Source organism: Yoonia maritima (genome assembly GCF_003003285.1).
GTDB classification, from domain to species: Bacteria; Pseudomonadota; Alphaproteobacteria; order Rhodobacterales; family Rhodobacteraceae; genus Yoonia; species Yoonia maritima.
In genome coordinates, this window is the sequence record NZ_PVTP01000009.1 from 126,270 (window position 1) to 146,388 (window position 20,119).

Sequence of the window (20,119 nt, forward strand, 5' to 3'; positions counted from 1 at the left end):
GGCCAACAAGATGACCAACCGATACGACACAGGCATGAAAACCCGCCGAGAGGTTCTGGGCGACGCGCATGTCGACCGCGCAGAGGCGAACAAATCGACCTTTGACGTGCCGTTCCAGTCGATGATCACCGAAGGCGCATGGGGCACCCTGTGGTCTGACGACACGATCAGCCGCCGCGAACGGTCTATGTTGACGCTTGCCTTGCTGGCCGCGACTGGGAATTTCGAAGAAATCCCGATGCATATTCGCGCCAGCCGCAACACGGGTGCAAGCCCTGAAGATATTCTTCAGGCCTTTATGCATGTCGCCGTTTACGCAGGCGTGCCAAAGGCAAATCATGCAATCAAACTTGCTAAACAAACCTTCGCCGAATTGGGAGTCGAGGTATGACAATCATCAAAAACACAGGGGGCTTTGTTCCTCGTGACCGCAATTGGCAGCCCGCCGCGCTGACGCCGCAATATAAGACTTCGGTCAAGCGCAGCCCGCAAGCCGCCCTGCTTTCATTTCCGACGACCCTTAGCGAAGAAACCAACCCCGTGTTTGGCCACAACATGCTTGGCGATTTGGATAACGACCTGATCCACAACTACGCCGCCTCTGGTGAAAGCGCGATTGGTCCGCGTATCATCGTCCATGGCCGTGTGTTGGATGAAATGGGCCGTCCTGTTCCCGGTGCGCTGCTGGAATTTTGGCAGGCCAACGCGGGTGGCCGTTACCGCCATAAGAAAGAAAGCTATCTTGCGCCGCTTGATCCCAACTTTGGTGGTTGCGGCCGTACGATCACAGGCGAAGACGGATCATATGAATTCCGCACCATTCAGCCCGGTCCTTACCCTTGGCCCAATGGCATGAATGATTGGCGCCCGGCGCACATCCACTTTAGCGTCTTTGGTCATGGCTTTGCCCAGCGTCTGATTACGCAGATGTATTTCGAAGGTGACCCGCATATCTGGCTTTGCCCAATCGTTGATACAATCGATGACAAAGCCGCCGTTGAATCGCTGATCGCGCCTTTGGACATGCACCGCACTGTGCCAATGGATTCACGTGCGTATAAGTTTGACATCGTCCTGCGCGGACGCCGTCAGACGTTCTTTGAAAACCGTGTTGAGGGAATGTGATTATGACTCAGAAACTCGAATATCTCAAAGAAAGCCCAAGCCAAACAGCTGGCCCATATGTCCATATCGGTTGCACACCGAACTTTACCGGAATCGAGATTTATGGCGAAGACCTAGGTGCGTCTATGAAGACCGGCCCGGTCAAAGGCCAAGAAATCACGATCAAAGGGACGGTGTTTGACGGCACTGGAACGCCACTACGCGACGCTATGATCGAAATCTGGCAGCCAGACGGCGAAGGTCTGTTCAATTCTGCCAATGAAACACGCGGACAGGCGGACCCAAACTTTACAGGGTGGGGCCGGTCGCCGGGTGATATGAACACAGGCGAATTTACATTCGAGACTGTGAAACCGGGCGCTGTGCCGTTTCCCGATGGCCGGATGCAGGCCCCGCATGTGACCTTTTGGGTTGTTGCACGCGGGATCAACATTGGTCTGCACACCCGCATGTATTTCGAAGACGAGGCAGAGGCTAACGCGGCCGACCCGATCCTAACCCGGATCGAACACCAAAACCGCGTGCCGACACTGCTGGCCAAGAAAGAGGCTGACGGTGTTTACCGGTTCGACATCCGCCTGCAAGGCGAAGGCGAGACGATCTTTTTCGATATTTGATCTGACATCATACAGACAATTTGAAAGAGGGCGCGGCAACATGCTTGCGCCCCTTTTTGTGACTGGTGCTTGATCTTTGGCGGCGGATGGGCACTGGTGTTGCACAATGACAAGTGTGGAGGCATGTCTCATGAAATCGCTGGTTCTTGAACGTCAAGACGAACTGTCGTTACGTGACTTTTCCGAAATTTCAAAAGCAGAAGAAACACTTGGGCCGCGCGATGTGCGGATAAAACTGCACACTGTGGGGATCTGCGGATCGGATGTGCATTACTATACGCATGGTCGTATTGGCCCATTTGTTGTGAACGCACCGATGGTCCTTGGGCACGAGGCATCCGGGACGGTAATTGAGCTGGGAGCAGAGGTTGTAAACCTGTCAATCGGTGATCGCGTTTGCATGGAACCCGGCATTCCGGACCCTACTTCAAAGGCAGCACGGTTGGGGATGTATAATATCGATCCGGCCGTTCGATTTTGGGCTACCCCACCAGTGCATGGAATTTTACGACCGACCTGCGTGCACCCCGCTGATTTTACATTTCGTTTGCCTGATAACGTTAGCTTTGCGGAGGCAGCGATGGTTGAACCTTTGGCGGTCGGCGTGCATGCGGCGACTAAGGCGCGGATTAAACCTGGCGATGTTGCCGTCGTTATGGGCGCTGGGCCAATCGGGATGGTCACAGCGCTATCGGCACTTGCAGCAGGCTGCGCGCGCGTGTTCGTCAGTGATTTAGCTGAGAAAAAACTGGAAATTGCTGCTGGGCTGTCGCAAGCGATCATACCGGTGAACGTATCTCAGCAAAATCTTGTCGATATCGTTCTTGCTGCGACTGATGGCTGGGGTGCCGATGTTGTGTTCGAGGCAACAGGATCACCCCAAGCCGCCGCGCAGGTTTTCCAACCACTTGCCCCAGGCGGCTGTGTCGTCATGATCGGTGGCCAGTCAGAGCCGATTTCATATGATGCCGGCGCTGCTATGGTTCGCGAAGCGCGTGTTGAAAATATTTTCCGCTATGCGCATGTTTTCCCGCGCTGTGTTGGAATGCTGAGTTCCGGTGCGATTGACGTAAAGCCACTTATCACGCGTACATTTGCGTTCGAAGACAGCGTTCGTGCGTTCGATATTGCTGCGTCTGCTTCGCCAGAGGATGTGAAGCTGCAAATCGAACTGCCACAGTAACATACAAAGGGTCAGCGGTATTTAACCACTGGTCCTTTGGGATTTAGTTGTCGTGAAAGACGAACGACCGCATGGATACAGACCCAAGATCGATCGCATCGGTCATGAAAGTTAACTGGTCTTTTTCTGTCGATGCCCCTGCAATTGTGAGGGCAGGTAGATAGTGATCGACGGACGGGTGTGCCATTTGCAGTAATGCCCCCAATGATCGACGATCCGCTAGCGCGCTAAAATCTCTTTCGGTTAATCGATCTGCCACAAGTTTGTCGAACTCCAATGCGAAATCTTGTGGTTTGCCGCCGTATTGCATCGCACCCAAATTGTGCACCACATTGCCAGAACCAAGGATCAGCACCCCGCGATCGCGCAGTTCTGACAGGGTTTTCCCGATCTCAAGCTGATAGCGAAGATCACGTGTCATATCGATTGAGATTTGAAAGACAGGCACGTCGGCATTTGGATACAGGAATTTGAGCACGGTCCATGCGCCGTGATCTAATCCCCATGTGTCGTCCTCTTCGGCGTGGTGGCTTGCTAGGATCGATACAACTTCGCGTGCAAGTTTGGGTGCGCCGTGGGCCGGGTATTGCTGTGCAAACAGGTCTTCGGGGAACCCGCGAAAATCGTGTATTGTTCGAGGCAGCGCCGATACATCGACCAAGGTGGTTCCTTGGGTCATCCAATGTGCCGACACGACAAGAATCGCATTCGGCCGCGGTAGCGTTTGTCCTAATTTGGTCCATGCTCGGCTGTATTCTGTGTCTTCGATGGCGTTCATTGGGCTTCCGTGACCCAAAAATACCAGCGGCATACGTTCGCTTGGTGCTAGGCTTTCGCGCAAATTGCGCAGGGAATGTGCAGTGTTCATTTTCAGGGTCCTTTCATGGATTGAGGTGAACATAAGTCTTGATTGGTATCCGCGAAATGGAGAAACTATGGATTGAATTACCACAAAATGTTCTTAATCGGATTGTGTTATGGATATGCTTGATCAACTGCGCGCATTTGTTGCGACGGCGCAGACCGGATCGTTCACGGCAGCGGCAGAACAGCTGGGCGTATCAAACCGTCTGACCTCGAAATATGTAGGTGAACTTGAAACGCAGTTGGGGGTGCGCTTGTTTCAGCGCACAACTCGGCGTGTGGGCATGACACCTGCAGGCGAAGACCTGTTGGCAAGGGCGCCAGCATTATTAGATGAGTTGGACGATCTACTTGGGGACGTTTCTGAAGGATCGCGTGGATTTTCTGGCGTTATTCGTGTGTCAGCACCGGTCACCTTTGGAGAAGCCTATATAGCCCCCATGCTTGGGCGCTTTGCCATGCAGCATCCGAATCTGACATTCGATATGCGGCTCAGCGATCATTACGTCGATTTGGCCTCAGAAGGGATTGATGTAGCCTTTCGTTTGGGGGCTACTGATATGCTGTCGATCAAGATACGCAAGCTGGGCATGATCCATAGTGTAATTGCTGCTAGCCCAGCGTATCTTGCGAAATTCGGCCCCCCCGAGTCCATTGCTGCGCTGTCCGACCATGCCTGTATTGTCGACACCAACCGCCGCAATGCGTGACGTTGGACGTTTCAGAACGAAAACAAAGAAACCGCAGTAACGGTGGCCGGACGGTTTCATGTGAACTCTGCTCGGGCAGCGTGTGATTTGGCAGTTGCTGGGCAGGGTATCGTGTATTCGCCGCATTTCGCTGTGGTGGATGCGCTTAAGTCGGGGGCATTGGTCCCGCTGTTTCCGGAATTCACATGCGAAGAAATCCCGCTTAGTGCTGTGTACCTTGAGGGACGTGCTCTCCCACGGAAAATCCGAACGCTGATCGACTTTTCAGTTCAAGATATACGCAGTTCCCAAAACGCCCAAAGTTGATGATTTGCCTGCGGTGAGCACAAACCGAGACATTTGCGCTGACTCAGGCTATTGTACCCGACGGGAGGAAGATCAGTAACCACGGGAGGGGGGAATGGTCATTTCAGAAAAGAAGCAGCATATCGACAAAATCATGGGTGCCGTGAACTCAGGATCCGCTGCTGCGCGTTCCTCGCTTGCGGCGTCTTGGCGGCGGTCTGTCGAACGCCATGGATTAGACCCCGCTGATAATATCACGGTCAACCTTGTCAATGCATCCGAACTTCATGAACGACGCAACAAACATGATCGTTTTATGATGGTCGCCGCCCCTAAGCTGGACCACCTTTTTGGACTGGTTGGGAATTCTGGGTGTGGCGTGTTGCTGACGGACGAAGTTGGGATTGTGTTGGATCAACGCTGTACTGACGCTGATACCGATACCTTTAAGGAATGGGGGCTGTGTCTGGGCGCAGATTGGAGCGAAGCTGCCGAAGGCACCAATGGTATCGGTACCTGTCTGACTGAAAAGCGCCAAGTGACGATCCATCGCAATGACCACTTTCTTGCCCGAAATATCGGAATGAGCTGCATGGACGCCCCAATTTTTGGAACGGATGGCCGTTTGCTTGCAGCATTGGATGTTTCTTCGGCACGTGCTGATCAAACCGAAAGCTATAATCAGTTGATCGGGGCGATGGTTGGGCAAACTGCAAAGTCCATTGAATCCGATTTCTTCCGGGCATCATTCCCCAGGGCGCGGATCGTTGTGGCGGATAGCGGGGATTCCGACATTGCAACATTGCTGGCCATTGATGCCGATGACATCGTGATCGGGGCGACGCGGAATGCGCGCAAAGTATTTGATTTGGAACTGTTGGGCGCAATCAAGCCACGTCCAGCCTCTGATATCTTTGGACGCGAAGATGGCCCGACAGGGTTTGTCAAAGCAGAACGGGCGGCTGTGGTGCGTGCACTGGCGCGAGCGGGTGGAAACGTATCCGAAGCTGCACGCGCATTGGGTGTCGGTCGTGCGACGCTGTATCGGCGAATGAAGCGCCTTGGGCTAGGTGATTAAGTCGTGTTGACGATGTGAAAAAATCTACGTATGCATGATTCTGCAACATATTGCAGGAAATTGCATGGATTTGAATATTCCAGATACGCGGCAACGCATACTCGCTCAGCGACTAGCTGATGGTATGCAGGTCGTTGCCATCGATGTCGCTGCGGAGTTTGATGTGTCGCTGGATACTATTCGGCGCGATATCCTCGCGTTAGAGGCGGACGGAAAAGCGCACCGCGTACGTGGAGGCGCTGTGCCTGTTGCACGCCCTGCAGATCCGCTTCATTCGCGGTTGTTAGGCGGCGCGGTAAAGACCGACCTGATCCGTGCAGCAATTGACCAAATTGGTGATGCGCAGACGCTGCTGCTGGATGGCGGATCGACAACGCTTTCTCTTATCCCGATGCTTCCTGCTTTGCCGGGGCGGTTGGTGATTACACCTTCGCCTTGGATCGCTATCGCTTGCCAAGAGCACAATATCGAAGTCTTTTTGCTGGGCGGCAAGTTAAGCGCGCGGGGCGGGATTGCCGTGGGTGATGTGGCGCTAGGTAAGGTCGCAAAGATCGCCGCTGACATCGCCGTTTTAGGTGCCTGCGGTGTCGATGCGGAATTCGGCCTTAGCGCGGATGATTATGATGAGGCCCAGATGAAACAGGCGATGCATGACGCGGCCGTCCGTACATTCGTTGTCACCAGTTCTGAAAAGATTGGGCGAAGAGCACGGCATCATACCCTGCCAATTCGTGAAATTGATTTGCTGATCACGGATGCTGATCACGGCGAAACAAAGCTACTGGCAAACGCCGGAACCACAATTATCACGGTATAAATCCAACATTCTCAAATCCAACCATACAAGGAAATCCATTGACCGATTTTTCAACGACCGCACCCGCGCGTCTTGCAACGCGGCTTGCGTTTTTCGCGGCTGGTTTTTCGATGGCATGTTGTGCCCCGCTATTTCCGTTCATCAAGGCGAACATCGGCGCAGATGAAGGGCAATTTGGGCTGGTTTTGCTTTGCCTTGGGCTTGGCTCAATTATCGCGATGCCGGTGACTGGGGTTATCGCCGCACGGCGCGGGGCCCGGCCTATGGTGCGACTTGGTGGCTTCGGTTTGGTCGCGTTTCTACCGTTGTTGGCCTTTGCGGGAACGCCAATGTCTCTTGGGGCGGCCTTGTTCTTTTTTGGTGCGTCTCTAGGCACGATTGATGTTGCGATGAACATCCACGGTGCAGAGGTCGAAGGCAAAGAAGGCCGTGCCCTGATGTCGAATTTTCACGCGCAGTTTAGTATTGGTGGATTCTTTGGTGCGGGCCTTATGACCGTGCTTTTGTCACTGGGTGTTACAACCGTGGTCGCAGCACTTATCGGTGCGTTTGTTGCGCTCGTCGCGATCCTGCTTTCTGGCTCGCGTTTGTTGGCCGTGAGCGGCGGAGAGCCTGAACCATATTCAGTCCCGCGCGGTATTGTTCTGCTGCTCGCCATTCTAGCTGGTGTCACGTTCTTGGTCGAAGGGGCGATCCTAGATTGGGGCGCGCTGTTGATTATCGACCGTGAAATAGCGCCGGCGCAAAATGCTGGCATCGGGTATATTTTATTCTCGGTTGCGATGGTGGCCGCGCGCTTAACTGGCGACCGGATTGTTATGGCATTGGGCGAATTCCGTGTTCTGATCATGGGAGGCATTGCCGCGATCCTAGGCATCGGAATTGTCCTTGTTTCGCCTTGGGCATTGGTTGCCTTATCGGGGTTCGTATTAGTTGGCCTTGGCGCCGCAAATTTGGTGCCTATCGTGTTCAGCGCGGCGGGCAGACAAAAGATCATGCCGCCTAGTCTTGCCGTCGCATCTGTGACCACGACGGGTTACGCTGGCGTGCTCATGGGGCCTGCTTTAGTTGGCTTTGTCGCTGACGCGACCAGCCTGCCGTTGGCGTTTGCTGTGTTGGCACTGCTAATGGCCCTTGTGCCGTTGACCGCGCGTAGAGTGGTGCGCGCGTAAAACAGGGACGAAAGTTAAGTTTCCGGGCGTCCTTGTCTCAGTTCTGAGACAGATCGGATGGTGCATCTTTTTACGTCCATTTACCTCTTAATCAAACGGTCGTTAGCCTTCTTCAGCCGGGTGGAGGACTCGGTCAGGAGGAGAAAATTCATGAATGAGATGTCACAAACGGAGCAGCAGTTTAGCTCTCCGTTCAAAAACCGGTATGACAACTATATCGGCGGGAAATTCGTGGCGCCTGTAGGCGGGCGCTATTTTGATAACATCACCCCAATCACCGGCAGCGTGGTTTGCGAGGTCGCCCGTTCTGACGCGGCGGATGTTGAACTGGCGCTGGATGCCGCCCACGCAGCAAAGGAAGCTTGGGGCAAAACATCGGCCACAGAGCGTTCCAACATCCTGCTCAAAATCGCAGATGTGATCGAGGCCAACCTCGAACAGATTGCGGCAGCGGAAACTTGGGATAACGGCAAGCCAATCCGCGAAACTATGGCTGCGGATATTCCGCTTTCGGCTGACCACTTCCGGTATTTCGCGGGGGTTCTACGTGGCCAAGAAGGGTCGATGTCACAAATTGACGAAGACACTGTCGCTTACCACTATCACGAACCACTTGGTGTCGTTGGGCAGATTATCCCTTGGAACTTCTCTGTTCTAATGGCGGCTTGGAAACTGGCACCGGCGCTTGCTGCTGGGAACTGTATTGTTCTGAAACCTGCAGAACAGACGCCAGCTGCGATCATGGTGTTTGCTGAACTGATCTCTGACCTGTTGCCTGACGGTGTGCTGAACATCGTGAATGGTTACGGTGCAGAAGTCGGCGCCGCGCTGGCGACATCTTCACGGATCGCAAAAATCGCATTCACAGGGTCTACTGCGACTGGTCGCAAGATCATGCAAGCCGCGACCGAAAACCTGATCCCAGTTACGCTGGAACTGGGCGGCAAGTCACCGAACATCTTCTTTTCCGATGTGATGGCAAAGGATGACGCGTTCCTAGACAAAGCGGTCGAAGGTTTTGTGCTATTCGCCTTTAACCAAGGCGAGGTCTGCACCTGCCCAAGCCGCGCACTGATCCAAGAGGACATCTATGAAGAGTTCATCGCACGCGCGATTGCACGTGTAAAAGCCATCAAACAGGGTGACCCACGTCTGCCTGACACGATGGTTGGCGCACAAGCAAGCCGTGAACAGCAGGATAAGATCCTGTCATATCTTCAGATCGGTGTGGAAGAAGGCGCACAGGTTCTGGCCGGTGGTGCAGCAGCACAAATGGGTGGCGACCTTGAAAATGGGTTCTACATCCAGCCAACGATCCTGAAAGGCCACAACAAGATGCGGGTCTTCCAAGAGGAAATCTTTGGCCCGGTTGTGTCGGTGACAACCTTCAAGGACGAAGCCGAAGCCCTAGAGCTTGCGAATGACACGATGTACGGCCTTGGCGCCGGCGTTTGGTCGCGCGACATGAACACCTGCTATCGCTTTGGCCGCGGGATCGAGGCAGGCCGTGTGTGGGTGAATAACTATCACGCTTATCCTGCCCATGCTGCATTTGGCGGCTACAAGCAGTCCGGTGTTGGCCGCGAGAACCATAAAATGATGTTGGATCACTACCAGCAGACCAAAAACATGCTGGTCAGCTACAATCCAAACAAGTTGGGTTTCTTCTAAGTCCGTCTTGGGCGGCGGCGACCACTCGGCCGCTGCCACCTTTTCCAAAGTGGCACTTTGCAGCCCGCAATACATGAATATGATGCAAGCAATGAACGTGACTATTGATCTGAATCATTACTCGCGCGCGAATACTCCGGCAATCTAAAGCCATAGTGGCTTGGATGGAGATCGCGACATGCCCGATACCAAAAGCGAAATAGAGGCGAAGCTAGGGGTTGGTCATGCCAAACGGCACCTGCCTAAACTGATGTTGTGGGGCGGTGTGGCTGTCGTTGTTGCGGGGCTTGGTTTTTGGTGGATGCAAGAGGCCGAAGAACGCGCGCAAGTGAGATATATCACCACAGATGCGGCGATCGGGGATTTGACCGTAACGGTCTCTGCGACAGGGACCATTGAGCCAACAAACCTTGTTGAAATATCATCTGAACTGTCGAGCACGATGGCTGACGTTTTGGTGGATTATAATGATACGGTTGCAGCCGGACAGGTATTGGCTCGGCTAGATACGATACAATTGGATGCTCAGCTTGCTGTGCAAATCGCCAGTCACGCCGCTGCCGAGGCGCAACTGACCAGCGCGAAGGCGAGTTTACTTGAGGCCGAGGCTGATTTCGAAATTGTACGACAGCTGGACGAGCGCGTGCGAATGTCGCGAGCGCGCAGGCGAATGTAGAGCTTGCGCAGGCGCAGTTGAACGCCCAGGAGGCGGTGCTAAGCAAGGCGACCATCGTGTCGCCGATTGGTGGCATCGTTCTGGATAGATCGGTGGACGCGGGGCAGATTGTTGCCGCCAGCCTGTCTGCGCCAGAGCTGTTCACAATCGCCGAAGATTTGACGCAAATGGAATTGCAGGTTGATGTCGCGGAATCTGATATCGGTCGCATCGCCATCGGGGATAAAGCCACCTTTACCGTTGATGCATACGATGATCAGCAGTTCCCGGCAGAAATATCGATGGTGCGCTATGCGTCAGACAGCACAGATGGGTTGGTTACATATAAGGCAATCCTGTCAGTGGTGAATGACGACCTGTTACTGCGCCCGGGCATGACCGCCACGGCAGAGGTCACGGTTGCCCACTATACAGACGTTTTGTTGGTGCCGAACGCAGCATTGCGCTTTGCCCCACCACAAGTCGTCGAAGTCGAAGCGTCGGACGATGATACTGGGGGAGGATTGCTAGGTCTGTTGATGCCCTCTGGTGATGGAAATACCCGCGGAGCTGTATCTGATCGGACGCTATGGGTGCTGCACGACGGTGTTGCCGTCGAGATTGAGATTAATAGAGGGGACAGTGACGGCCTACACACGATTATCGGAGGAGGCGATATCGCCGAAGGTGACGGTGTCATCACTGATATGATCGAGGGCGGATAAATGACGGTCGATATTCCGGTGATCGCACTTATCAATGTCACCAAGACCTATGGCAGCGGCGAGGCCGAAGTAAATGCGATGGACGGCGTTGATCTAACCGTCAAGGCGGGAGAGTTCGTCGCACTCATGGGGCCGTCCGGATCAGGTAAATCGACCGCGATGAATATGATCGGCTGTCTCGATAGCCCAACGAGCGGCGACTATTTGTTTAACGGTGTGCATGTCGGGTCATTGGACCCCGACCAGCGCGCGCTTTTGCGGAGAAACTATCTGGGGTTTGTTTTTCAGGGGTTTAACTTACTACCGCGTACCTCTGCGTTGGATAATGTCGAACTACCGTTGATCTACAAAGGGCTGTCCGCTGCTGAACGGCGCGCACAGGCATTGGATGCGCTTGAAAAGGTGGGGCTGAAAGGCCGCGAGCACCACGACCCATCCGAACTGTCTGGGGGACAACAACAAAGGGTCGCAATTGCGCGCGCGCTTGTTGGCAGTCCAGAAGTCATTCTTGCGGACGAGCCCACAGGCAACCTTGATACCAAACGGTCGCTCGAAATCATGGAACTGCTACGCGCATTGAACGAGACGGACGGCATTACCATCATCATGGTAACGCACGAAGACGAAATGGCAGCTTTTGCACACCGCGTCATTTGGATGGTCGACGGTAAGGTAGATCGCAGCGGGACACCGCATAGCGTGCTGACCCCAGAAAGGCAGCAGGCATGATCAAGGAAACGATCAAACTGGCAATTCAGGCGATCTTTCGTAATGCGATGCGGTCGATCCTGACGGTACTGGGCATTGTCATCGGTGTTGCTGCGGTGATTACAATGATGACTGTCGGGCAGGGTAGTTCTGATCAGGTCACGGCGGATGTCGAAAAACTTGGTACGAACGTATTGATCGTCATACCCGGCGGCGGGCAGATGGGTCCGGGGAATACTTCGGTCGCTGCTGCGTTTGAATTGCGCGACGTCGATGCCATTATTGACCAGTTAACAAGCGTCCGGACCGCCGCCCCGTTCAACCAGACTAGCCTAAACGCGGTTTATGGTCAGCAAGACACTCGTACTTCGGTCGTAGGCACAGACGGGCAATATCTTGAGGTCGTGGACTGGCCTATCGTTCTGGGACGCAGTTTCTTAGCGACCGAAGAAAGCGCAGGCCGGGCCGTGTGCATCGTCGGTGAAACGGTGCGGCAAAACCTGTTTGGAAATACGGACCCGATTGGTGAAACGATACGGCTCAAGAATGTCTCATGCGATATCGTTGGCCTGCTAGAGGCAAAAGGCGCATCCAGTTTCGGAACGGATCAGGATGACGTGGTATTAATGCCCGTTAAAGCATTCCAACGGCGCGTTGTTGGGTCTTCAGATGTTTCGATGATCTATGTTGCCGCTTCTGATGGTGTCTCAACCGATCGGACTTTGGTGGATATAGAGGTCCTGATGCGTGAACGTCGCCGGATTGGCGATGGCGAAGAAGATGATTTTCAGGTGCGGGACATGAAGCAGCTCGCCTCTATGCTGACAGGCGTTACGAATGTGCTGACTGGGTTGCTGTCGTCTGTTGCCGCTGTCAGTCTTCTTGTCGGTGGCATCGGGATTATGAACATCATGCTTGTGTCCGTGACTGAACGCACGCGTGAGATCGGAATTCGCCTTGCCGTTGGCGCAACGGCCAATCAGGTGCTTTTGCAGTTTCTGGTGGAGGCGATCGTGTTGTCGATGATCGGCGGGGTCGTTGGCATCTTATTCGGGCTTGCACTGGCGGCGGTTGCTTCAAACCTCATGAGCATCCCGTTCAGCCCGGACCCGGCTATCGTCGTGCTCGCGCTTTTGTTTTCGGCAGCAGTGGGGGTGATATTTGGTTTCTTCCCTGCACGCCGTGCTGCACGTCTAAATCCAATCGACGCGCTACGGCATCAGTGATTTTCAAAGCGGCGACGCGCCTATTGTCGCATTAAGAACCGTATGCAGCGGTATACTGTAGACGACTCTGGACGCATCCGGTATGGAACGGGCAACTCAATTTCAAGAGGTTTCCTATGTCAGATATCATCTATACCAAAGTTGACGAAGCACCCGAGCTGGCGTCTGCGTCTTTCCTTCCGATTATTCAAAAATTCGCTGCCGCTGCTGGCGTGTCAGTCGGGACCAAAGACATCAGCCTTGCAGGTCGTATTCTTTCCGCTTTCCCAGATTACCTGACAGAAGCACAGCGTCAGACCGATGATCTGGCCGAGCTGGGCCAACTGGTTAAAACTCCTGATGCGAACGTGATCAAGCTGCCAAACATCTCGGCCTCTGTCCCGCAGTTGGTTGCTGCCGTAAAAGAACTGCAATCGCAGGGTTACGCATTGCCAGACTACCCAGAAGCCCCAAGCACGGACGAAGAAAAAGCTGTTCGTGCTAAATACGATGGCCTGAAAGGTTCCGCTGTGAACCCTGTGCTACGTGAAGGTAACTCTGATCGTCGTGCCGCCAAAGCTGTGAAAAGCTTTGCGCAAAAGAACCCACACCGCATGGGTGAGTGGACTGCCGACAGTAAAACACGTGTGGCCTCTATGTCTGGTGGCGACTTCTTCTCAAACGAAGTGTCGGCGACACTTGCGAAAGAAGCGACTGCAAAGATCGTTCTGGAAACAGCTGACGGTGAAACTGTCTTAAAGGACGGCGTGACATACCCTGCAGGCACCGTGGTTGACGCGACATACATGAGCGCAGCAGCACTTGATGCGTTCCTTGCCGACGAGATCGAAAAGACCAAAGCCGAAGGCACACTGTTCTCGCTGCATATGAAAGCAACAATGATGAAGGTCTCTGACCCGATCATCTTTGGTCACGCGGTTAAGGCGTGGTTGGCACCTGTGTTCGAAAGGTTCGGCGACAAGTTGGACGCGCTGGGCGTGACTGGCAACGCTGGTCTGGGTACGCTTCTTGAGAAGGTAAAAGGCGAGCCTGAAATCGTAGCCGCGATTGAAGAAATCACTGGGCAGCGTCCGCCGATGTACATGGTCGACAGCGACAAAGGCATCACCAACCTGCACGTGCCATCCGACGTGATCATTGACGCGTCAATGCCTGCACTGATCCGCGCTGGCGGTAAAGGCTGGGGTCCAGACGGCAAAGAAGCTGACGCAAACTGCGTAATCCCAGACAATTCTTATGCGCCCGTTTACGACGAAACGATCAAGTTCTTCAAAGAAAACGGCAAGCTCAACCCAGCGACTGCAGGCACAGTTCAGAACATCGGTCTGATGGCGCAAAAAGCTGAAGAATACGGTTCACACCCCACCACGTTTGAAATCGCGGCGGCCGGTACGGTTAAGATGATCCTTGATGATGGCACCGTTCTGCACAGCCACAACGTAGAAGTTGGCGACATCTGGCGCTCTGCCTCTGCGCGTAAGGCCCCAATCGAAGACTGGGTGAACCTTGCAATTGATCGCCAAAAGGCCGAAGGCACACGCGCGATTTTCTGGCTGGACGCAGACCGCGCCCACGATGCAGAGCTGATCGCCTATGTGAAGCCAATCCTCGAAGCCAAAGGCGTTGCCGATAAGTTTGAGATCATGGCACCACGCGAAGCAACACGTGCATCGCTTGAGACGATCACAAAAGGTGAAGACACGATCGCGATCACCGGCAACGTGCTGCGCGACTATCTGACCGATTTGTTCCCGATCCTTGAACTGGCGACATCTGCAAAGATGCTTTCTATCGTTAAGCTGATGAACGGTGGCGGCCTGTTTGAAACAGGTGCTGGCGGTTCCGCACCAAAGCACGTTCAGCAATTGATCGAAGAAAACCACCTGCGTTGGGACAGCCTTGGCGAGTTCTGCGCGCTTGGCGAAAGCCTGACATTCCTTGCGGATGTCAAAGGCAACGAAAAAGCGCGCGTTTTGGGTGCTGCGGTTGATGCCGCGACCCAAGGTATTTTGGACAATGGCAATTCGCCTTCACGCAAAGTCGGTGAGCCTGACAACCGCGACAGCCACTACTGGTTCGCGCGCTACTGGGCAGAAGCACTTGCCGCGCAGGCAAGCGATGCAGATCTAGCCGCGCATTTTGCGCCAATTGCAGAAGCACTTGTGTCCAATGAAGGTAAAATCACATCCGAGATCGCAGCAGCGCAAGGTGCCGCCGCTGATCTTGGTGGTTACTTCCACACTGACGACGCGAAAACGGCTGCAGTGATGCGCCCATCGGCAACATTGAACGCCATCATCGGTTAAGCAATCACCGACTAGACAACATGGGGCCGTGCAATCGTGTGATTGTGCGGCCCTTTTGGTTAATACAACAGCTAATCAATAGACTTGCGAATCTATCGTTCAGTATATACTGAACGTATTAAATGAAAGAAATGACATGACGCAGACACCGGAAGACAAGTTTATCGAAACGCTCGGCTTGATTTCTCAGGCGGATGGGTCGCCGCGTATTTCAGGGCAAATCACGGCATACCTTATACTCGCGGGTGAGGCCTGTTCTTTGACCCAAATTGCCGAAGAGCTTGATGTATCTAAGGCATCAGTGTCGACGAATGTGCGACTGCTAGAGGCCCGAGGCATTGTTGTCCGCGAAAGCCGTAAGGGGTCGCGCCAAGACTTGTGGCGCGCGTTGCCGCGCCCACATCAGAGCATTCTTTCAACGATGTCAGATCGGTTTAAACGCAACGCTGCGCAGATTGATGCAATCGCGGAGAGCTTTCCAGCCGACAAAGAACATAAACGCAAACCTGTTTCAGAGTTTGCAGATTTTTACCGCCAGTCTGCCGACTTTCTAAAGTCGTGGGCAGATGCATTGGCTCAAAATGATACGATTTCGATGCGGAAAGATGCGTCGGACGAATAGATGGAACGTTGATGTGACTAAACCAACCCACGATGCGCCTAAACCCGAATGGGCGTTAACCAGCCGCGAACAGAAGGTTGCAAAAGCCAAGGCCGAAGGGCGTAAGCCGCCGCGGCGGCGTTGGCCTTGGGTCGTTTTGGCGATACTTGTTGTCGGTGGGTCCGCGTTGACAAGCGGTGCTTTGACTGGGGTCACGGAACCAGCGGAAACAGCCGTTGTCGTGGCGGTCGAAAAACCTCACGAAGTCGTCATGCAAATCTTGCCGAGTGAACTAACAAAGATTGCGCCGCAAACCTTGCGCGAGACGGTACGCATTACCGGGTCGCTTGGCCCCATCCGCGAGCTTAGCATTCCCGCAGAAGTATCAGGCCATATTGATCTTGTGTCGCATCGGGCAGGTGACTGGGTTGAAACTGGCGATATGCTTGTGCGTATCGACATTGAAACACTGCGCAACCAGTTAGAGCAAAGCCGCGCGACTGCAGATGCCACCCGTGCGCAGCTGGATTATGCAAATACGCAGCTTGAACGTACTCAAAGCCTTGTGGATCGGGGCGTTGCGACTTCGTCTAGTTTCGACAGTGTCGCGGCGAACGTGCAGCAGCTTAAAGCGAATTTAGTAGCGTTAGAGCAGCAAGTCGCGACAGCGGAACGTTCATTGACCAAAGCAACGATTTCCGCGCCGTTTTCAGGGATCATTGCAGAGCGTACTGTTGATCCGGGGACATTCGTTAGCGTTGGCGCCCCTCTAATGACGTTGGTGGATATTTCATCGCTTGAGCTAGAGGGCGTTGTTCCTGTGAATTATGCGCCGCGCATCACGATTGGCCAGACGGTTGATGTGACCGCTGACGGGTTCGGCGATCAGCCGTTTTCTGGAACAGTTGAACGGATTGCGCCTGTCGCTGCGTCAGGTACGCGGATGCTGCCGATTTTCGCAACAATTGACAACGCCAGCGGCGCGTTACGTGGTGGCATGTTCGCCTCGGGCGTTCTGGTGCTTGAGGCAAAGCCAGATGCAATTGGCGTCGCCGTCAATGCCTTACGCAACGATGAAGCGGGTGACTTCGTTTTGAAACGCGCAGGTGATCGGGTTGTCCGCCAATCGGTGACTGTCGCGCGGACATGGGACCGCGGGCGGTTAGTTGAAGTGACCCAAGGTCTGTCACCGGGTGACGTTATCGTTTCAGCACCTTTGGAGCGGCTACAGCCGGATATGGCTATTACAGTGGTTGAGGGCTGACCGATGTTCCTGACCCGTATTTCCGTAAACCAGCCCGTCTTTGCGACCATGGTTATGGTCGCTATCTTTGTCATCGGGCTGTTTTCCTATTCACGTCTTCCGGTCGAGGAACTCCCCGAAGTCGATTTCCCAATCGTTGCTATTGTCACTTCGTATCCTGGCGCGACCCCGGAAGCTGTTGAAAGTGACGTGATCAAACCAATTGAGGACGGTGTTTCGACTTTGTCTGGCATTGATGCAATCACCTCAACTGCGCGAACTGGGTCTGCGATGGTTTTGATCCAATTCGAGCTTGAGATCGACAGCTCTGTCGCTGCCCAAGACGTGCGTGACCGAATTGCCCAAATCCAAGGGAGCCTGCCAGATAACGCCGAAGATCCGCAGATTCTGCGGTTCGATCCGTCCGAGATGCCCATCATCTCAATCGGGATCACCTCTGATCGCTATGATACGGGTGTTCTGACGGCGCTGGCCGAGGATGAATTGGCGACGCGTCTTTCTAACATTGCCGGGGTAGGCCGGGCGTCTGTTGTTGGTGGTCTTCCGCGCGAAGTCCATGTGTTGATTGACCCAGATCGCCAGTCGGCGCTTGGAATTGGTGCATCTGAAATTGCGGCTGCTTTGTCCGCGGAAAATTCCGATTTACCGGCAGGTTCAGTGACACAAGGGGTTAGCAAACAGTCGGTTCAGGTCGAAGGACGGCTGAATGATCTTGCGGGCTTTGAGGAAATCATCATTGCCCGCCGTGGTGGATACCCCGTTCGATTAGGTGACGTGGCAACGATTGGAACAAACCTCGCAGAGCAGACAAGCCTCGCAATGCTGGATGGTGAAGGCGCGTTAGCGGTCGATGTCGTAAAAACCCAAGGTGCAAATACCGTCGCCGTAGCCGAGGCCGTGCGTGAAGAAGTCCACGCGATGGCCAATGATCCGCTATACGACGGCATCACGCTTGAGATCATTCGCGATAACGCGATTCCGGTTGAACACAGTTTTGAGTCTGTTCAATCGATGCTTCTGGAAGGTGCGTTGTTGGCGACCGTGATCGTGTTTTTGTTTCTTAACTCGTGGCGGTCTACTGTGATCACCGGGTTGACGTTACCGATTTCAATCATCGGTACGATGGCCGCGATCTATTTTCTTGGGTTCACACTGAACATGATGACGATGATGGCGCTTTCGCTGGCTGTCGGGATCTTGATTGATGACGCGATTGTTGTCCGTGAAAACATTATGCGTCACCTACACATGGGAAAATCCCACGAACAAGCAGCTTTGGATGGCACCAACGAGATTGGACTGGCAGTGTTTGCCACGACACTGTCGATTGTGGCGGTGTTTTTGCCCGTCGCGTTTATGGATGGTATCTTAGGGCGGTTCTTTTTGCAGTTCGGCGTCACTGTTTCCGTTGCGGTTCTTGTGTCGTTGTTCGTATCTTTCACGCTTGATCCGATGATGTCGTCGGTCTGGTACGATCCTGCTGCAGACCCGCACCGTGAACGCGGGCCTATTGGCCGGGCGATACATCAGTTTGAACGATTTTTCGACTGGTTGGGCGTTTGCTATAGTAAGCTGCTTAAGGCGGCACTGCGTTGGCGTAAAACAACGCTGATTACCGCATTGCTGATCTTTGTTGGTGGGCTTGCTTTGTTTCCGTTTGTTGGGGCTGAATTTGTACCGCCCGCTGATAACTCGGAAATGCAGGTCGATCTGGAAACGCCTGTCGGGACGCCACTGGCACGCACCGCGGAAAAGATCGCCCAAGTCGACGCAATCCTGCGAACATTTCCAGAAGTGATCGGAACCTATGCGACCGTCAATTCAGGCTCTAACTCGGGGGAAAACAGTGCTGCTATCGTTGTACGTATGACCCCACCGACAGAGCGTGATTTGACCCCGACAACGATTACTCCACTTGTTCGAGACGCATTATTGGCTGTTCCCGGTGCAAAGTTTCGCGTCGGTCCTCCCGGTTCATTCGGGAGCGGGGTTGCTACACCTGTGGCTATCAAAATCTTTGGGCCGGACTTAGATACATTGACGCGTCTGTCACGTGATCTTGCGGATCGTTTGGCAGCGATTGATGGGTTTGCTGATGTACGGACCAGTTTGGACGACCCGCAGCCAACAATTGGTATTAGGATCGATCGTGATGCTGCGTCAGACGTGGGCGTCTCAATCAGCCAAGTGGGGCAAGCCTTATCACCAATGATCGCGGGCGCGACCGTGTCTGACTGGACCGCACCAAACGGCGATAGCTATGACGTTCTGCTGCGCCTACCGGAAGATGTTCGCAATAACGCAAGCTTGCTTGGGTCGTTGCCTGTGGCTGCCAGTGCAGACGGGACGGGTGTCGTTCGCCTTGACCAAATCGCCGTGGTAGAGTCATCAAGCAGTGCTGGTGAAATCACGCGCGAAGGTCGTGAACGTTCGGTCCAGGTCACTGCTGGCTTAGACGACTTAGATATACGGTCAGCACAACCGTTGATTACAGCTGCGATTGCCGAAATGGATATGCCACCGGGTTACCACGTTGGGTTTGGTGGCGATAGCGAACAGATCGCTGAATCCGGCGCGTCGGCTGCGGCTGCGTTGCTGTTGGCGATCGTGTTCATCTATCTGGTGCTTGCGTCGCAATTTGGCAGCTTTATGCAGCCATTGGCCATTATGTCGTCGCTTCCGCTTGCTTTGATAGGTGTGATGCTGGGGCTGTTGGTCGGTGGATCGACGTTGAATATGTTCTCGATCATCGGGTTCATCATGCTGATGGGACTGGTGGTAAAGAACGCTATTTTGCTGGTCGATAACGCGAACCAACACACAAGGGCAGGGATGAACCTGTTTGATGCGTTGGTCGAAGCAGGCACGACTCGGTTCCGTCCTATCGTGATGACCACTCTTGCAATGATCTTTGGTATGTTGCCGCTTGCGCTGAATATCCACGGCGGGTCAGGGCAAAACGCACCTATGGCGCATGCCGTGATCGGTGGGCTGATTTCATCGTCGCTTTTGACGCTCGTCGTGGTGCCTGTTTTGCTGACTTACATCGACTCGTTTACGCGACTAATTCAACCTTTTCTGCCCGCAGCACCGGATGATGTACATGCATGAT

Annotated in this window: 17 protein-coding genes and 1 pseudogene; 17 read left to right on the forward strand and 1 reads right to left on the reverse strand. The window is 54.0% G+C overall.

Going from position 1 to position 20,119, the window contains the following annotated elements; translation table 11 throughout:
• Positions 1-10 precede the first annotated feature (10 nt).
• The 4 genes from pcaC to CLV80_RS13450 all read left to right on the forward strand — a co-directional run bounded on the left by pcaC (position 11) and on the right by CLV80_RS13450 (position 2,925).
• Positions 11-391: a 4-carboxymuconolactone decarboxylase gene (gene pcaC / locus CLV80_RS13435; RefSeq protein WP_106358445.1), complete on the forward strand. Its 381-nt coding sequence runs from the start codon at positions 11-13 to the stop codon at positions 389-391.
• On the forward strand, positions 388-1,125 hold the full coding sequence (gene pcaH, locus CLV80_RS13440; RefSeq protein WP_106358446.1) for a protocatechuate 3,4-dioxygenase subunit beta: 738 nt from the start codon (positions 388-390) through the stop codon (positions 1,123-1,125). Before pcaC ends, pcaH begins: the two co-directional genes overlap by 4 nt.
• A gap of 2 nt (positions 1,126-1,127) precedes the next feature.
• Positions 1,128-1,742, forward strand: a complete 615-nt coding sequence (gene pcaG / locus CLV80_RS13445; RefSeq protein ID WP_106358447.1) for a protocatechuate 3,4-dioxygenase subunit alpha — start codon at positions 1,128-1,130, stop codon at positions 1,740-1,742.
• A gap of 130 nt (positions 1,743-1,872) precedes the next feature.
• Positions 1,873-2,925, forward strand: a complete 1,053-nt coding sequence (locus CLV80_RS13450; protein ID WP_106358448.1) for an NAD(P)-dependent alcohol dehydrogenase — start codon at positions 1,873-1,875, stop codon at positions 2,923-2,925.
• Between the two features lie 43 nt (positions 2,926-2,968).
• Here the strand turns inward: CLV80_RS13450 and ygiD are convergent, their stop codons facing one another.
• Positions 2,969-3,793 carry a 4,5-DOPA-extradiol-dioxygenase gene (gene ygiD / locus CLV80_RS13455; RefSeq protein ID WP_106358449.1) on the reverse strand — a complete coding sequence of 275 codons (825 nt, stop codon included), beginning with the start codon at positions 3,791-3,793 and terminating at the stop codon, positions 2,969-2,971.
• Positions 3,794-3,902: 109 nt separating this feature from the next.
• On the opposite strand from ygiD, the pseudogene CLV80_RS13460 reads away from it, so the two are divergent.
• The 13 genes and pseudogenes from CLV80_RS13460 to CLV80_RS13520 all read left to right on the forward strand — a co-directional run bounded on the left by CLV80_RS13460 (position 3,903) and on the right by CLV80_RS13520 (position 20,118).
• Positions 3,903-4,805, forward strand: a pseudogene (locus tag CLV80_RS13460) (LysR family transcriptional regulator).
• 94 nt (positions 4,806-4,899) lie between these two features.
• Positions 4,900-5,862 (forward strand): helix-turn-helix domain-containing protein, encoded by a 963-nt coding sequence (locus tag CLV80_RS13465; protein ID WP_207766585.1) that lies wholly within the window; start codon positions 4,900-4,902, stop codon positions 5,860-5,862.
• Positions 5,863-5,926: 64 nt separating this feature from the next.
• Complete coding sequence (locus CLV80_RS13470; protein ID WP_165793383.1) at positions 5,927-6,679, forward strand: DeoR/GlpR family DNA-binding transcription regulator; 753 nt, start codon at positions 5,927-5,929, stop codon at positions 6,677-6,679.
• A gap of 38 nt (positions 6,680-6,717) precedes the next feature.
• Positions 6,718-7,851 (forward strand): MFS transporter, encoded by a 1,134-nt coding sequence (locus CLV80_RS13475; protein WP_243394568.1) that lies wholly within the window; start codon positions 6,718-6,720, stop codon positions 7,849-7,851.
• Between the two features lie 150 nt (positions 7,852-8,001).
• Complete coding sequence (gene adh, locus CLV80_RS13480; protein ID WP_106358451.1) at positions 8,002-9,522, forward strand: aldehyde dehydrogenase; 1,521 nt, start codon at positions 8,002-8,004, stop codon at positions 9,520-9,522.
• Between the two features lie 178 nt (positions 9,523-9,700).
• The gene (locus CLV80_RS13485) at positions 9,701-10,198 is read left to right on the forward strand and encodes an efflux RND transporter periplasmic adaptor subunit (RefSeq protein WP_106358452.1); all 498 of its coding nucleotides are present in this window, start codon (positions 9,701-9,703) and stop codon (positions 10,196-10,198) included.
• A 17-nt stretch (positions 10,199-10,215) separates the two neighbouring features.
• Entirely contained in the window at positions 10,216-10,902 is a 687-nt protein-coding gene (locus CLV80_RS13490; RefSeq protein WP_106358453.1) for an efflux RND transporter periplasmic adaptor subunit, read from the forward strand.
• A complete protein-coding gene (locus CLV80_RS13495; protein ID WP_106358454.1) occupies positions 10,903-11,631 on the forward strand; it encodes an ABC transporter ATP-binding protein in 729 nt (242 codons plus the stop codon).
• On the forward strand, positions 11,628-12,836 hold the full coding sequence (locus tag CLV80_RS13500) for an ABC transporter permease (RefSeq protein WP_106358455.1): 1,209 nt from the start codon (positions 11,628-11,630) through the stop codon (positions 12,834-12,836). Before CLV80_RS13495 ends, CLV80_RS13500 begins: the two co-directional genes overlap by 4 nt.
• A 116-nt stretch (positions 12,837-12,952) precedes the next feature.
• Complete coding sequence (locus CLV80_RS13505; RefSeq protein WP_106358456.1) at positions 12,953-15,142, forward strand: NADP-dependent isocitrate dehydrogenase; 2,190 nt, start codon at positions 12,953-12,955, stop codon at positions 15,140-15,142.
• A 136-nt stretch (positions 15,143-15,278) separates the two neighbouring features.
• Positions 15,279-15,764, forward strand: coding sequence for a GbsR/MarR family transcriptional regulator (locus CLV80_RS13510; RefSeq protein WP_106358457.1), 486 nt, complete (start codon positions 15,279-15,281; stop codon positions 15,762-15,764).
• 13 nt (positions 15,765-15,777) lie between these two features.
• Positions 15,778-17,007, forward strand: a complete 1,230-nt coding sequence (locus CLV80_RS13515) for an efflux RND transporter periplasmic adaptor subunit (RefSeq protein WP_106358458.1) — start codon at positions 15,778-15,780, stop codon at positions 17,005-17,007.
• 3 nt (positions 17,008-17,010) lie between these two features.
• On the forward strand, positions 17,011-20,118 hold the full coding sequence (locus CLV80_RS13520) for an efflux RND transporter permease subunit (protein ID WP_106358459.1): 3,108 nt from the start codon (positions 17,011-17,013) through the stop codon (positions 20,116-20,118).
• Position 20,119: the final 1 nt, after the last annotated feature.

Bases quoted from the DNA above. Each gene is read 5' to 3' on its own strand.
- pcaC (WP_106358445.1), top strand. From the start codon at position 11: ATGACCAACCGATACGACACAGGCATGAAAACCCGCCGAGAGGTTCTG.
- pcaH (WP_106358446.1), top strand. From the start codon at position 388: ATGACAATCATCAAAAACACAGGGGGCTTTGTTCCTCGTGACCGCAAT.
- pcaG (WP_106358447.1), top strand. From the start codon at position 1,128: ATGACTCAGAAACTCGAATATCTCAAAGAAAGCCCAAGCCAAACAGCT.
- CLV80_RS13450 (WP_106358448.1), top strand. From the start codon at position 1,873: ATGAAATCGCTGGTTCTTGAACGTCAAGACGAACTGTCGTTACGTGAC.
- ygiD (WP_106358449.1), bottom strand. From the start codon at position 3,793: ATGAACACTGCACATTCCCTGCGCAATTTGCGCGAAAGCCTAGCACCA.
- CLV80_RS13465 (WP_207766585.1), top strand. From the start codon at position 4,900: ATGGTCATTTCAGAAAAGAAGCAGCATATCGACAAAATCATGGGTGCC.
- CLV80_RS13470 (WP_165793383.1), top strand. From the start codon at position 5,927: ATGGATTTGAATATTCCAGATACGCGGCAACGCATACTCGCTCAGCGA.
- adh (WP_106358451.1), top strand. From the start codon at position 8,002: ATGAATGAGATGTCACAAACGGAGCAGCAGTTTAGCTCTCCGTTCAAA.
- CLV80_RS13485 (WP_106358452.1), top strand. From the start codon at position 9,701: ATGCCCGATACCAAAAGCGAAATAGAGGCGAAGCTAGGGGTTGGTCAT.
- CLV80_RS13495 (WP_106358454.1), top strand. From the start codon at position 10,903: ATGACGGTCGATATTCCGGTGATCGCACTTATCAATGTCACCAAGACC.
- CLV80_RS13500 (WP_106358455.1), top strand. From the start codon at position 11,628: ATGATCAAGGAAACGATCAAACTGGCAATTCAGGCGATCTTTCGTAAT.
- CLV80_RS13505 (WP_106358456.1), top strand. From the start codon at position 12,953: ATGTCAGATATCATCTATACCAAAGTTGACGAAGCACCCGAGCTGGCG.
- CLV80_RS13510 (WP_106358457.1), top strand. From the start codon at position 15,279: ATGACGCAGACACCGGAAGACAAGTTTATCGAAACGCTCGGCTTGATT.
- CLV80_RS13520 (WP_106358459.1), top strand. From the start codon at position 17,011: ATGTTCCTGACCCGTATTTCCGTAAACCAGCCCGTCTTTGCGACCATG.